The sequence below is a fragment of the Pseudomonas guangdongensis genome (assembly GCF_900105885.1).
Taxonomy (GTDB): domain Bacteria; phylum Pseudomonadota; class Gammaproteobacteria; order Pseudomonadales; family Pseudomonadaceae; genus Geopseudomonas; species Geopseudomonas guangdongensis.
In genome coordinates, this window is record NZ_LT629780.1 from 2,071,117 (window position 1) to 2,085,394 (window position 14,278).

At 72.5% G+C, this 14,278-nt stretch carries 11 protein-coding genes; 4 read left to right on the forward strand and 7 right to left on the reverse strand.

Features of this window, described 5'->3' with window-relative positions; genetic code table 11:
* Positions 1-23 precede the first annotated feature (23 nt).
* The 4 genes from pepN (at position 24) to BLU22_RS09805 (ending at position 6,513) form a co-directional block, all read left to right on the forward strand.
* On the forward strand, positions 24-2,681 hold the full coding sequence (gene pepN / locus BLU22_RS09790; RefSeq protein WP_090214006.1) for an aminopeptidase N: 2,658 nt from the start codon (positions 24-26) through the stop codon (positions 2,679-2,681).
* Positions 2,682-2,735: 54 nt separating this feature from the next.
* Positions 2,736-2,945 carry a hypothetical protein gene (locus tag BLU22_RS09795; RefSeq protein ID WP_090214008.1) on the forward strand — a complete coding sequence of 70 codons (210 nt, stop codon included), beginning with the start codon at positions 2,736-2,738 and terminating at the stop codon, positions 2,943-2,945.
* Positions 2,946-3,058: 113 nt separating this feature from the next.
* Positions 3,059-4,093, forward strand: a complete 1,035-nt coding sequence (locus BLU22_RS09800) for a WD40/YVTN/BNR-like repeat-containing protein (protein WP_090214009.1) — start codon at positions 3,059-3,061, stop codon at positions 4,091-4,093.
* The gene (locus tag BLU22_RS09805) at positions 4,090-6,513 is read left to right on the forward strand and encodes an efflux RND transporter permease subunit (RefSeq protein ID WP_090214011.1); all 2,424 of its coding nucleotides are present in this window, start codon (positions 4,090-4,092) and stop codon (positions 6,511-6,513) included. Before BLU22_RS09800 ends, BLU22_RS09805 begins: the two co-directional genes overlap by 4 nt.
* Here BLU22_RS09805 and BLU22_RS14965 read toward each other — a convergent pair.
* The 7 genes from BLU22_RS14965 to BLU22_RS09845 form a co-directional block, all read right to left on the reverse strand.
* Entirely contained in the window at positions 6,442-7,377 is a 936-nt protein-coding gene (locus BLU22_RS14965) for a hypothetical protein (RefSeq protein WP_157718987.1), read from the reverse strand. The genes BLU22_RS09805 and BLU22_RS14965 overlap by 72 nt on opposite strands.
* 75 nt (positions 7,378-7,452) lie before the next feature.
* Entirely contained in the window at positions 7,453-9,105 is a 1,653-nt protein-coding gene (locus tag BLU22_RS09820) for a BatD family protein (protein ID WP_090214017.1), read from the reverse strand.
* Entirely contained in the window at positions 9,102-10,838 is a 1,737-nt protein-coding gene (locus BLU22_RS09825) for a tetratricopeptide repeat protein (protein WP_090214019.1), read from the reverse strand. Before BLU22_RS09825 ends, BLU22_RS09820 begins: the two co-directional genes overlap by 4 nt.
* Positions 10,835-11,845: a vWA domain-containing protein gene (locus BLU22_RS09830; protein WP_090214020.1), complete on the reverse strand. Its 1,011-nt coding sequence runs from the start codon at positions 11,843-11,845 to the stop codon at positions 10,835-10,837. The genes BLU22_RS09825 and BLU22_RS09830 overlap by 4 nt, the downstream gene beginning before the upstream one ends.
* Entirely contained in the window at positions 11,838-12,341 is a 504-nt protein-coding gene (locus BLU22_RS09835) for a DUF4381 domain-containing protein (protein ID WP_090214022.1), read from the reverse strand. The genes BLU22_RS09830 and BLU22_RS09835 overlap by 8 nt, the downstream gene beginning before the upstream one ends.
* Positions 12,338-13,288 (reverse strand): DUF58 domain-containing protein, encoded by a 951-nt coding sequence (locus BLU22_RS09840; protein WP_090214024.1) that lies wholly within the window; start codon positions 13,286-13,288, stop codon positions 12,338-12,340. The genes BLU22_RS09835 and BLU22_RS09840 overlap by 4 nt, the downstream gene beginning before the upstream one ends.
* 9 nt (positions 13,289-13,297) lie before the next feature.
* The gene (locus tag BLU22_RS09845; protein WP_090214025.1) at positions 13,298-14,257 is read right to left on the reverse strand and encodes an AAA family ATPase; all 960 of its coding nucleotides are present in this window, start codon (positions 14,255-14,257) and stop codon (positions 13,298-13,300) included.
* Positions 14,258-14,278: the final 21 nt, after the last annotated feature.

Below are 14,278 nucleotides of genomic sequence, written 5' to 3' on the forward strand. Positions count from 1 at the left end.
AGCCGATGCCGAGAGGTCGCCCCATGCGCAGCGAACAACCCCAGACCATCCACCTCAAGGACTACCGGGCTCCCGACTACCTGATCGACGAGACCCACCTGACCTTCGAGCTGTTCGAGGATCACACCCTGGTCCATGCGCAACTGGTCATGCGCCGCAACCCCGCAGCCGGCGACGGGCTGCCGCCGCTGGTGCTCGACGGCCAGCAGCTCGAACTGCTCGACCTGCACCTCGACGACGTGCCGCTGGCCGCAGGCGACTACCAGCTGACCGATAGCCACCTGAGCCTGCAGCCGACCCAGGCGCGCTTCGTCATCGACAGCACGGTGCGCATCCATCCGGAGAGCAACACCGCGCTGGAGGGGCTGTACAAGTCCGGCGGGATGTTCTGCACCCAGTGCGAGGCGGAGGGTTTCCGCAAGATCACCTTCTACCTCGATCGTCCCGACGTGATGAGCGTGTTCACCACCACCCTCAGCGCGGACAAGCAGGCTTATCCGATCCTGCTCTCCAACGGCAACCCGATCGCCAGCGGCGAGGAAGAAGACGGCCGCCACTGGGCCACCTGGCAGGACCCGTTCAAGAAACCGGCCTACCTGTTCGCCCTGGTCGCCGGCGACCTGTGGTGCATCGAGGACAGCTTCCGCACCCTGAGCGGCCGCGACGTCGCCCTGCGCATCTACGTCGAGCCGGAGAACATCGGCAAGCTGCAGCACGCCATGGACAGCTTGAAGAAGTCGATGAAGTGGGACGAGGAGGTCTACGGCCGCGAGTACGACCTGGACATCTTCATGATCGTCGCGGTCAACGATTTCAACATGGGCGCCATGGAGAACAAGGGCCTCAACATCTTCAACTCCAGCTGCGTGCTGGCCCACCCGGACACCGCCACCGACGCCGCCCACCAGCGCGTCGAGGCGGTGGTCGCCCACGAGTACTTCCACAACTGGTCGGGCAACCGCGTCACCTGCCGCGACTGGTTCCAGCTCTCCTTGAAGGAAGGCTTCACCGTGTTCCGCGACGCCGAGTTCTCGGCCGACATGAACTCGCGCACGGTCAAGCGCATCGAGGACGTGGCCTTCCTGCGCACCCACCAGTTCGCCGAGGACGCCGGCCCCATGGCCCATCCGGTGCGCCCGGATTCCTACATGGAAATCTCCAACTTCTACACCCTGACCATCTACGAGAAGGGCGCGGAAGTGCTGCGCATGATCCACACCCTGCTCGGCGCCGAGGCGTTCCGCAAGGGTTCGGATCTGTACTTCGAGCGCCACGACGGCCAGGCGGTGACCTGCGACGACTTCGTCCAGGCCATGGAGGACGCCAGCGGCCAGGATCTCACCCAGTTCAAACGCTGGTACACCCAGTCCGGCACCCCGCGTCTGGCCGTCGAGGACTGCTACGACGCCCACGCCAAGACCTACACCCTGACCTTCCGCCAGAGCTGCCCGGCCACTCCCGGCCAGGAGCGCAAGGAGCCCTTCGTCATCCCGGTGGCCATGGGTCTGCTCGACAGCCATGGCCGCGAACTGCCGCTGCGTCTGGCCGGCGAGGCCGAAACGGCCGGCACCTCGCGGGTGCTGGCGGTGACCGAGGCGGTGCAGAGCTTCACCTTCGTCGAGGTGCCGGTCCAGCCGCTGCCGTCGCTGCTGCGCGGCTTCAGTGCGCCGGTGAAGCTGCATTACCCCTACGGCCGCGACCAGCTGATGTTCCTCATGCAGCACGACAGCGACGGCTTCAACCGCTGGGAGGCCGGCCAGCAGCTCGCCGTGCAGGTGCTGCAGGCGCTGGTCGAGCAGCAGCAGCGCGGCGAGCCGCTGCACCTCGACGGCCGGCTGATCGAGGCGCTGCGCGCGGTGCTGGCCGACGAGACGCTGGATCAGGCCATGGTCGCCGAGATGCTCTCGCTGCCGGCCGAGGCCTATCTGGCCGAGCTGAGCGAGATGGCCGATGTCGACGCCATCCATATCGCCCGCGAATTCGCCCGCGAGGCCATCGCCCGCGAGCTGTTCGACCTGCTGTGGGCGCGCTACCAGCGTTGCCGCGAGGCCTCGCGCAGCACCCCCTACGCCGCCGATGCCGCACAGATCGCCCGGCGCAGCCTGCAGAACATTGCCCTGTCCTACCTGATGCTGGCGCGCAGCGAGGAAGCGCTGGACGTCTGCGTCGAGCAGTTCGAGCACGCCGACAACATGACCGAGCGCCTCGCCGCCCTGGCGGTGCTGGTCAACTCGCCGTTCGACGCCGACAAGGCCAACGCCCTGGCCAAGTTCGCCGAGCACTTCAAGGACGATGCCCTGGTGATGGACCAGTGGTTCGCCGTGCAGGCCGCCTGCTCGCTGCCGGGCGGTCTGGAACGGGTGCAGGCGCTGATGCATCACGGCGCCTTCACTTTGAAGAACCCCAACAAGGTGCGTGCGCTGATCGGCGCCTTCGCCAACCAGAACCACGTCAACTTCCACCGCATCGACGGCGCCGGCTACCGCTTCCTCGCCGATCAGGTGATCGCCCTCAACGCCCTCAACCCGCAGATCGCCTCCCGCCAGCTGACTCCGCTGACCCGCTGGCGCAAGTTCGACCAGACCCGTCAGGTGCTGATGCGCGCCGAGCTGGAGCGCATCCTGGCCAGCGGCGAGCTGTCCGGCGATGTCTACGAGGTGCTCAGCAAGAGCCTGGCCTGACCCTGCCCCCGGCCCGTCCGGCGGGCCGGGCGGCACCTGTCCCGGGAGGTTGCCATGTCCCATTCGGCGCCGCGCCTGTCGCGCGCGGCCTTCCACGCCCTCAACGCCCCGCGGGCGCGTGCCGAGGCGCAGCGCCTGCTGGCCGAGCGCGAGCGCCTGCAGGGGCGCTGGCTCGACTGGGTCGCCGCCGAGCTGTACGCCCTCGGCCCGCCGCCTTTCGTCGCCATGGTGCGCCGCGAGCTGCAGGCCGCCCTGGCGCAGTGAGCGTCCGCCGCTGGGCTATGCTGCGCTGAAGGCCTGAGCGACGGCCGGCGGTGTCGCGCGCAGCGACAGGTGCGGCGCGGGCCCGCAGCTCACAAGGACAAGGGAGGGGCGCTATGGACGGGTCCGTCTGGCGTTTGGGCAGCCCGGCTGGACGGGCATCGCGAGCGGGGCGCGCGCTGCTGCAAGGCTTCTGCCTCGCCGCCGCGCTGTGGCTGGCGGCGGCGCAGGCCGAGCCGGCGCTGCCCTCGGCGCTGGCCAGCCGCAGCCTGCTGCTGGACATCGCCCAGGCCGGCACGCGGCTGGTGGCGGTCGGCGAGCGCGGGCACATCCTCTATTCCGACGACCGCGGGGCGAGCTGGCAGCAGGCCGAGGTGCCGAGCCGCCAGCTGCTCACCGCGCTGTTCTTCGTCGACGCCCGCCACGGCTGGGCGGTCGGCCATGACACGCAGATCCTGCACAGCGCCGACGGCGGCGCCCATTGGCAGTTGCAGCACGAGGACCCGCCGCGCGAGGCGCCGCTGCTCGACGTCTGGTTCGCCGATGCCCGCCGCGGCCTGGCGGTCGGCGCCTACGGGACCCTGCTGGCCACCGAGGACGGCGGGGCACACTGGGCGGATGCCGGCGCGCGGCTGGACAACCCCGACGGCCTGCACCTCAACGCCATCGCCGCGATTCCCGGCGCCGGGCTGCTGGTGGTCGGCGAGGCCGGGCTAGCGCTGCGCTCGGCCGACGGCGGAGCCACCTGGGAGCGCCTGCCGGCGTTCTACGAAGGCTCGCTGTTCGGCGTGCTGGGCAGCGGCGAGCCCGGCGTGGCGCTGGCCTTCGGTCTGCGCGGCCATCTGTTCCGCTCCACGGACGGCGGCGCCAGCTGGACGCCGCTGGCCTTGCCGGTGCCCGGCAACGGCCCGCTGCAGGCCGGGCTGTCCGGCGGTACGCGGCTGGCCGACGGCAGCCTGCTGATCGTCGGCCACGGCGGCACGCTGCTGCACAGCCGCGACGGCGGTGATCACTTCGCACTGCGCATCCGCCCCGACCGGCTGTCCCTGTCGGCCGTCGCCGAGGCCGGCGACGGGCGCCTGCTGCTGGTCGGCCAGGGCGGGGTACACGAGGAGTCGATGGTTCGGGAACTGCGGGGAGGGCCGCCATGAAGCGTCATCCGCTCAGTGTCGCCTTCATGGAGCGGCTGGTGTTCGCCCATCGCCCGCAGGTGCTGCTGCTCGGCCTGCTGGTCACCCTGCTGCTGGGCTGGCAGGCCGCACAGCTGCGCCCGGCGACCAGCTTCGAGAAGATGATCCCGCTCGGCCACCCCTACATTCGCACCCTGCTGGAGCACCGCGACGACCTGGCCAACCTGGGCAACAGCCTGCGCATCGCGGTGGCGGTGCGCGAGGGCGACATCTTCAGCCCCGCCTACCTGGAAACCCTGCGGCAGATCCACGACGAGCTGTTCTACCTGCCCGGCGTCGAGCGCGCCGCGCTCCGCTCGCTGTGGAGCGCCAGCGTGCGCTGGACCGAGGTCACCGAGGAGGGCTTCGACGGCGGCACGGTGATCCCCGACGATTACGACGGCTCGCCGCAGAGCCTGGAAGCGCTGCGTGACAACCTGCTCAAGTCCGGGCAGATCGGCCGGCTGGTGGCCAACGACTTCCGCTCCAGCATCGTCGAGGTGCCGCTGCTCGACCGCTATCCCGATCCCGACGATCCCGGCCGCCTGCGGCCCCTCGACTACCGCGAGTTCTCCCACCAGCTCGAAGCGCGGATCCGCGACAAGTACCAGGCCCAGGACCCCAACCTGAGCATCCACATCGTCGGCTTCGCCAAGAAGGTCGGCGACCTGATCGACGGGCTGATCGAGGTGGCGGGCTTCTTCGTGGCCGCCGTCCTCGTCACCCTGGCGCTGCTCTACGCCTTCACCCGCTGCATCCGCGGCAGCCTGGCGGTGCTGCTGACCACCCTGATGGCGGTGCTCTGGCAGCTCGGCCTGCTGCATCTGCTGGGCTTCGGCCTCGATCCCTACTCGATGCTGGTGCCCTTCCTGGTGTTCGCCATCGGCATCTCCCACGGGGTGCAGAAGATCAACGGCATCGCCATCGAGGCGCTGAGCGCCGCCGACGTGCTGCTGGCCAGCCGGCGCGCCTTCCGCCAGCTGTTCCGCCCCGGCATGGTGGCGCTGCTCTCCGATGCGGTGGGCTTCCTCACCCTGCTGCTGATCGATATCGGGGTGATCCGCGAGCTGGCCATCGGCGCCTCCCTCGGCGTGGCGGTGATCATCCTCAGCAACCTGATCGTGCTGCCGGTGGTGGTCAGCTACATCGGGATCGGTGCCGGCGCGCTGCGGCGCTGCCGCGCCTATGCCACGCGCGAGCATCCGCTGTGGCGACGCTGCAGCGCCTTCGCCACGCCCAGGGTGGCGGCGCTGTCGCTGGGGCTGGCCGTGCTGGCCCTGCTCGGCGGGCTCTGGTACGGCCAGCGCCTGCAGATCGGCGACCTCGACCAGGGCGCCCCGGAGCTGCGCCCAGACTCGCGCTACAACCGCGACAACGCCTTCATCATCGAGCACTACTCGACCAGCTCCGACGTGCTGGTGGTGATGGTGCGCACCCCGCCCGAGGGCTGCGCCAGCCATGCCGCGCTGAGCGCCATGGACGAGCTGGGCTGGCGCCTGCAGAACACCGAGGGGGTGCAGTCGGCGCTGTCGATGGCCACGCTGTCCAAGCAGGTGATCAAGGGCATGAACGAGGGCAGCCTGAAATGGGAGGCGCTGTCGCGCAACCCGGATGTGCTCAACCACTCCATCGCCCGCGCCGAGGGGCTGTACAACGCCGACTGCTCGCTGGCGCCGCTGCTGGTGTTCCTCGAAGACCACCGGGCGGCGACCCTGGCCCGCGCCGTCGCGGTGGTCGAGGCCTTCGACGCCGAGCGCGGCAGCCCGCAGCTGCGCTTTTTGCTCGCCGCCGGCAACGCCGGGATCGAGGCGGCCACCAACCAGGTGATCGCCGCCGCCGAGCGCAGCATGCTGCTGGCGGTGTACGCGGCGGTGATCGCCATGTGCCTGCTGACCTTCCGCTCGCTGGCCGCCACCGCCTGCGTGATCCTGCCGCTGGTGCTCACCTCGGTGCTCGGCAATGCGCTGATGGCGGCGCTGGGCATCGGCGTCAAGGTCGCCACTCTGCCGGTGATCGCCCTGGGCGTGGGGATCGGCGTGGACTACGGGATCTACATCTACAGCCGGCTGGAGAGCTACCTGCGCCAGGGGCTGGCGCTGCGCGAGGCCTACTACCTGACCCTCAAGTCGACCGGTCGGGCGGTGCTGTTCACCGGCGTGTGCCTGGCCATCGGCGTGGCCACCTGGATCTTCTCGGCGATCAAGTTCCAGGCCGACATGGGCCTGATGCTGACCTTCATGTTCCTCTGGAACATGCTCGGCGCGCTCTGGCTGCTGCCGGCGCTGGCCTGTTTCCTGATCCGCCGGCCGCCGCCGGGCGCGGCGCGCGCCTCAGGCGTTCACGTCGACGTGGTTGCCGAGCGGCGTGCTCAGGCTGGGCAGCCCCCGGGCCTCGGCGACTAGCGCCGGCAACGCTCCGGCGCCGTCGCCGGCCAGTTGCCGGTCGAGCTTGTGCAGCTGCGCCTCGGCCTTGCGGATGTCGCGACGGGTTTCCTCGTCGGCTTCGCGCAGCTTGGCCTTGAAGGCGCCCAGGGTTTCCGCCAGTTGGCGCCGCGCCTCGGCCAGTGCCGCGCGCAGCGAACCGCGCTGATTGCCGGCGGTGCCGGAGGCGGCGGGGGCAGCGCTCGGGGCGAGGGCGCCGAGCGCCTTGCCGAGGGCGGCGAGAATGCCGCTGCGCACGCTGCCCCGCTCGTGCCGGGCCGCCGGGTCCTCGCCCGGCGGCGTCGCGGCGCCGGTGGTGGGCGTGGAGTCTGGCGTCGTGGCGCTGTCGCTCGTCGCCGCATCCGCCGGCACACTGGCCACCGAAGCCGAAGCCGAAGCCGAAGCCGAAGCCGAAGCCGAAGCCGAAGCCGAAGCCGAAGCCGAAGCCGAAGCCGAAGCCGAACCAGCCGCGCCGGACAGGGCGAGGCCGCCTCCGGGTGTGGCGGGGGTGCCCGAGCCGCTGCCGCCTTCCAGGCTCTTGCCCAGTTCGCCCAGCTCGCTGGCGATCTGCTTGAGTTCGCTGGCGAAGGCCTTGAGCTGCTTGGGCGAGGCGAACATCAGCAGTTGCTTGAGGGTTTCCAGGCGCTGCTTGAGCAGGGCGACGCGCTCCTCCTCGACCTGGCGCGCGCTGTCCTCCAGCGCGCTGGGGATTGCCTTGAGGCGCTGCAGGTTTTCCGACATCCGCTCCAGACGCTTGAGGGTGCTGTCCTCGCGGCTGGCGCGCGGGCCGCTGGAGGCGATCGGCAGGCCGGGCAGGCCGCCCGTGCTGTTCAGGGGCGTTGGCATGGGGGCACTCCTTGTGCGCAAGCGACGATATCCGGATATCGGCCCGCTCGGCGCCGGGCTTGAGCGCCCGCTGGCTCAGCGCGGGTAGAGCGGCGGCAGCGGGTTGCCGTCGGCGGCGAGCGCAGTGTCGGACGGTGCCGGCAGCCGGCCGATGGCCTGCCAGAGCGCCTCGCCCTGCCAGTGCTGGCCGCTCTCGCTGTACAGGGCGCCGTTGAGGTCGTCGAGGGCGGCCGACAGCGGTACATAGCGGGCGGCCATGGCCGCCAGGGTTTCCGGCTGCTGGCGCGCCCAGGCGTCGAGCGCCTGGCGGGTGGCGTGCGGGTCGTTGCTCTGGCAGGCGCGGCGCAGGTCGTCCTGCAGGGTGCGCGGGCTGGGGCCGCTGCTGGCGGCGCGGATCACCGCCGGCTGGCGGCGGGCGCGCCACCAGAGGACCAGGGTCAGCAGGTTGCCGGCCAGCAGCAGCATGCAGGCCAGCTGCCAGGGCCACAGGGGCGAAGGCGCCTGCGCCGCGCCGCGTGGCATGTCGGCCGGCACCGGCATCTCGGCCAGGGGCGCGGCCTGCACCTCGATGCGCCGCGCCGGCAGGCTGGCGCGCTCCAGGCGCTCCTCGCGGGTGTTCCACCACACCACTTCCAGGGCCGGCAGCTCGATGGTGCCGGCGGCGGTGGGCACCAGGGCGATGCTTTCCTCGCGGCTGCCGACCAGCCCGCCGGCGTTGCTGCGGCTGCGCAGGCGCGGCTGGTCGGGGTAGCTGCGCAGCCCCGGATGGGCGAGCGGCCGGCTCAGGTCGGGCAGCTGCGCGCCGCCCAGTCCCTCGGCGCGCAGCAGCAGGTTGCGGGTCAGCGAGTCGCCGACCTGCGGCCGTTGCGGCTCGGGCGTCCAGGTTTCGCTGAGGCTCAGGCTGTGCGCCGGCAGCCAGGGCGCGTCGGCCGGATAGCTGGCCGGGCGCGGCTTGACCTGCAGGGCCAGGGCCGGCGAGCGCACCTGCAGCGGTCGCCCGCTGCGCGGGCCGAACGGCTGGCCGGCCGCGTCCTGGCTGGCCAGCGCGGTGGCGCTGAACAGCTGCGCGGGAATCTGCAGGGTGCCGCTGCGCTGCGGGAAGATCGCGTAGCGCACTTCCTGCACGCCGTGCCGCACGCCGTCGATCTCCTGCTCGTAGGTGCGCCGTGCGCCGAGCGGCTCGACCCGGGCGTCCTCCATCTCCAGCGGGCTGAGCTGGCTGTCGTCGTACAGCGCCACCGAATGGAACACCCGCAGAGTGAGCACCGCCTGGGCCTGCACATAGACGCTGTCCTGATCGAGGCTGGCGTCGATGAACACCGGCGCCAGGGCGTTGTCGGCGGCGACCGGGCGCGGTTCGTGGACCTGCAGGACGATGGCCTGGGAGCGCTCGGCGCCGAGACTCAGCGGCGGGATGGTCAGGCGTCCGGCCAGCCGCGGCTGCAGGGCGATGACCAGCCGGTCGTGGCGCTGCGTCTCGCCGTCGGCGAGCACCTGACGGCTGAGCAGGCGGGTGTCGAGGATCTCGAACTGCGCCGCGAGCGGGGTCAGGTCGGGCCGCCCCTCCAGGGTCGGTGCGCTGCTTTCCAGGCTCAGCTCGACGATCTCGCCGAGGTTCAGGCTGCTGCGGTCGACGCTGGCGGTGAGGCCGGCGGCCTGGGCGGCGCCGCACAGCAGGGCGAGCAGGCCGGCCAGCAGCGGCAGGCGGCGGAGCGGAAAACGGATCATCGCGGGGATTCCTGCTGTTGTTGCAGCTCGTTCCAGAATTTGCGTCGCAGCAGCTCGGCCGGGTCGTCGGGAATCTGCCGCAGCCAGTGCTCCAGCGCCTGCTGGCGTTCGTCTGGTGCGCGCGCGGGTCGCGGGGGCGGCGGCGCCGGCTCGTCGCGGGCGCGCTGCGCCTCGGCCGGGGCGCTGGGTGGCGAGTCGCCGGCGCTGTGCTCGACCGCGCTGGCGGCGGGCGGGCGTGGCGGCTGGGGCGTGGCGGGGCGCGGCGCCTCGGCCTGTGCGCTGCTGGCCGGGGTGTCGGGAGGGCGTTGCTCGGTGTCGGCGGCATCGCTGCGCTCGGCCGGCGGCGCTGCGGCGGCGCGGGCGGCCTGTTCGCGTTGCTGCTGCAGGCGCTGCTCGACGCGGGCGCGGTTGTCGCGGGCGACGTGCAGCTGCGGGTCGCGCTGCAGGGCCTGGTCGTAGGCCTTGAGCGCTTCCTCCAGCTCGCCGCCCATGGCCAGGGCGTTGCCGCGGTTGTAGTGGGCGGCGGCGTCGTGGCCGGCGGCGAAGGCGCGGGCCGCCGCCGCATAGTCGCCGGCCTGGTAGTGGGCGATGCCGCGCCACTGCGGATCGACGAAGCGCTGCGCGGCCTGCTCCGGCTGGCCGGCAGCGAGCAGGCGGCGGCCCTGCTGGTCGGCGCGCCACCAGAGGTCGGCCAGTTCGAAGGCCATGGCCGGCGGCGGCACGACCAGCAGCAGGGCGAAGGCGAACAGCCAGCCGCGCCGGGCGGCGCAGGCGGCCAGCAGGAGCAGCGGCAGCAGCAGCCAGTGGCCCTGGTCGGCCCAGCGCTCCAGCGTGCGTGGCGCGCCCGTGCTGCGCTGCACGGCGGCGGGACGCAGCAGGCCGAGGGCGTCGAGGTCGCCGTCGTCGAGGCCGAGCGGGCGGTAGGCGCCGCCCGACTCGGCGGCGCTGGCGGCGAGGGCCTCGGCCTGCAGGCGCGGCAGCAGGATGGCGCCGTCGGCGTCGCGCAGGAAACCGCCGCCTGCGCGGGGCACCGGCGCGCCGGCGGGGGTGCCGACGCCGAGCACCGCCAGGGGCAGCTGCCGGCCCTGCAGGGCGGCGCGGATGCCGGCCTGCTCGCTGGCGCTCAGGCTGCCGGTGAGCAGCAGCAGGCGGCCGCGGCCGTTGGCGCCTTGGTCGAGCAGCTGCACGGCGCGCTGCACGGCGAGGTCGGCGCGGCGGCCGGGCAGCGGCATCAGTTCGGGGCTGAGCGCGCCGAGCAGGTTGTGGGCGGTCAGCGGGTCGTCGGACAGCGGCACCAGCACGTGGGCGCTGCCGGCGTAGACGACGATGGCGGTCGGCGCGTTGCCGCGCGCGTCGAGCAGATCGAGCAGCTTGCGCCGCGCGGCTTCCAGGCGGTTGGGCGGCAGGTCGCCGGCGAGCATCGCCGGGGTCAGGTCGAGGATCGCCACCAGCGGATCGCTGCGCTGCTGCGGCGGCTGTTCCAGACGCTGCCAGCCGGGGCCGACCAGCACCAGGATGGCGAGCAGCCAGGCCAGGCCGAGCAGCAGCCAGGGCAAGCGGCTGCGCCGTCCGCGGCCGCCGACCAGCAGCCAGGGCTGGAAGGCCGCGGGAAGGATCTGCTGCCAGCGGCCGAGGCGCTGGCGGCGGTGCCAGAGGCGCCACAGCAGCCAGCCGAGCAGCGGCAGCAGGAGCAGCCAGAGGGGGCGGGCGAGGTGCGGCAGCAGCGCGTTCATCGCTGCCTCCGCAGGCGCAGCGCCAGCCCGTGGGGCCACAGCTCGCGGCTCGCCAGCAGCACGCTGAGCAGCAGCGCGGCGGCCAGCAGCCAGGGGTGCAGCGCGGTGGCCTGGAAGGCCTGGGTCGGCGCCTGGCTGACCGGCTCCAGGTGGTCGAGGACCTCGGAGATGGCGGCCAGTTCGTCCGCCGAGCGGGCGCGGAAGTAGCTGCCGCCGCTGAGTTCGGCGATCTCGCGCAGCAGCGGTTCGTCGAGGTCGAGGCCGGGGTTGAGGCCGTACAGGCCGATGGCGCCGGCCTGCTCGGCGTCGGCGCCGATGCCGATGGTGTAGATGCGCACGCCCTCGCCGGCGGCCAGCCGCGCGGCGGTCAGCGGCGGCACTTCGCCGGCGGTGTTGGCGCCGTCGGTGACCAGGATCAGCACCCGGCTGTCGGCCGGGCGCTGGCGCAGGCGCTTGAGGGCCAGGCCGATGGCGTCGCCCAGCGCGGTGTCCTTGCCGGCGATGCCGATCTGTGCCTGCGCCAGCCAGGTGCGCACGGTCTGCCGGTCGAAGGTCAGCGGGGCCTGCAGGTAGGCGCGGCTGCCGAACAGGATCAGCCCGAGGCGGTCGCCCTGGCGGCTGGCGATGAAGTCGCCGAGCAGCGTCTGGACCAGGCTCAGGCGGCTGACGGTCTGCCCCTGCCAGCGCATGTCGGGGTAGTCCATGGAGCCGGAGACATCCACCGCCAGCAGCAGGTCGCGGCCGCTGGAGGGCAGCGGCAGCGGCTCGCCGAGCCACTGCGGGCGGGCCGCGGCGAGCACCAGCAGCAGCCAGAGCAGGACGAACGGCAGCTGCCGGCGCCAGTCCGGCAGGCGCGGCCGCGCGCGGCGCCCGGCGAGGTTTTCCAGTTCGGCGAGAAAGCTCACCTTGAGCGCCGCCTCGCCGCTGGCGGCGGGCGGCAGCAGGCGGCGCAGCAGCCAGGGCAGCGGCAGGAGCAGGAAGACCCACGGCCAGGCGAACTCAAACATGCTTGCGTACCCAGGTTTCCACCGCTTGCTGGAGGCCGTCGATGGCCTTGTCGTCCAGCCGGCAGTCGGCGCGGTAGGTGCCTTCGACGAGGATCATCCAGCGGGTCAGGCCGGCGGCCGGGCAGCGGTTGTCGAGAAACGCCAGCCAGGCGCGACCGCTCAGGGTGTGGCTGGCGCTGTCCGGATAGCGCGCCCGGCACAGGCGCTTGAGCAGGGCGTTGAGGGCCTGCAGCCAGGGGCCGGCGGGAGCGCCGTCGTAGGGTCGCGGCAGGCGCGCCAGCTCCTCCAGCGCGGCCTGGCGCTGCGGCTCCAGGCCGGTTTCGGCCGGCGGCGCAGCGTGCAGCCGGCGCCAGTGCTCCAGTAGCGCGGCGCGCCAGTGCCAGAGCGCGGCGCACAGACCCAGCAGCAGGGCGGCGAGCAGCCACCAGCCGGGCGCCGGCGGCCACCAGCCGGGTTCGGCCGGCAGCAGCGGCGCGGCGAGGTCGAGGCCGTTCATGGCTGGCGGCTCCGCTGCGCCGGCTGTACCTGTTCGCGCAGCTGGGCGAGCAGCTCGTGCTGGGTACTCAGCGGCAGCAGTAGGATGCCCAGGCGCTGGGCCAGGCGTTGCCAGCGCTCGGCGCGCTCCGCGCCGCGCGCATGCCAGGCCTGGCGCAGGGCGGCATCGCCGCTGTCCAGCTCCAGACGCGCGTGACGGTCGGCGAAGCGCAGCAGGCCGGCGGCCGGCAGGGCGTGGTCGAGGGGGTCGCTGACCGGCAGCAGGATCAGGTCGCAATGGCGGGCGAGCAGGCCGAGCTGCAGCTCGGCGCCGTCGTCGAGGCTGCGCTCGTCGCAGACCGCCAGCGCCAGGCTACCCGGGCGCAGCACCTCGCGGGCGCGGCGCAGGGCCAGGGCCAGGCCGCTGCCAGCGGACTCGGTGCTGGCCGGTGTGCCGGCCAGCGCCTGGTTGGCGCGCACCAGCAGGCCGAGCAGCTGCAGCAGGCTCTGCTTGCTGCGTCGCGGGCGCACCTCGCTGCACTGTGCGGCGTTGAACACTAGGCCGCCGATGCGGTCGTTGTGGGCCAGCGCGGCCCAGCCGAACAGCGCGGCGACCTGGGCGGCGAGCACCGACTTGAAGCACAGGCCGCTGCCGAAGAACAGTTGCGGGCTCTGTTCGACCAGCAGGAACACCGGGCGCTCGCGCTCCTCGTGGAACAGCTTGGTGTGCGGTTCCTGGGTGCGTGCGGTGACCCGCCAGTCGATGTTGCGCACGTCGTCGCCGGCCTGGTAGACGCGCACCTGGTCGAAGTCCACGCCGCGTCCGCGCAGCTTGGAGTGGTGCAGGCCGACCAGCGGGCTGCGCCGTCCCGGCGCGGAGAACAGCTGCAGCTCGGCGAGGCGGTGACGCATCTCCAGCAGCGCGTTGAGGCCGACGGTGACGCCGGGGACCAGCAGTTCGGCATGCATGGCGGCGCCTCAGGCCACGGCGACCACGTCGAGGATGCGCTGCACCACGCGGTCCTGGTCGACGCCGGCGGCCTCCGCCTCGAAGGACAGGATGACCCGGTGGCGCAGCACGTCGAACAGCACCGCCTGGATGTCCTCGGGACTGACGAAGTCGCGCCCGGCCAGCCAGGCGTGGGCGCGCGCGCAGCGGTCCAGGGCGATCGAGCCGCGCGGGCTGGCGCCCCAGGCGATCCACTCGCCCAGCTCGGCGTCGAAGCGCGCCGGGTGGCGGGTGGCCATGATCAGCTGCACCAGGTATTCCTCCACGGCGTCGGCCATGTACAGGCCGAGGATATCTCGGCGCGCGGCGAAGATCGCCTGCTGGCTGACCCGCTGCTCGGGCTGCGCCTCGCCGGACAGCGCCTCGCCGCGTGCCTGCTGGAGGATGCGCCGCTCCACCGAGGCGTCCGGGTAGCCGATCTTCACGTGCATCAGGAAACGGTCCAGCTGCGCCTCGGGCAGCGGGTAGGTGCCTTCCTGCTCGATGGGGTTCTGGGTGGCCATCACCAGGAACAGCGGCGGCAGCGCGTAGGTGCTGCGGCCGATGCTCACCTGGCGCTCGGCCATGGCTTCGAGCAGCGCCGACTGCACCTTGGCCGGGGCGCGGTTGATCTCGTCGGCCAGCACCAGGTGGTGGAAGATCGGCCCGCGCTGGAACACGAAGCTGCCGTCCTCGGGACGGTATATCTCGGTGCCGGTGATGTCCGCCGGCAGCAGGTCGGGGGTGAACTGGATGCGGTGGAATTCGGCTTCCAGGCCGGCGGCCAGGTCCTTGATCGCCTTGGTCTTGGCCAGTCCGGGGGCGCCCTCGACCAGCAGGTGGCCGTCGGCGAGCAGGGCGATCAGCAGCCGGTCGACCAGCCGCTCCTGACCGAGGATCTGGGTGGTGAGGTACTGGCGCAGGGCGAGCAGGGCGTCACGATGGGGCATGGCGAACTCGGCAGGGATGAG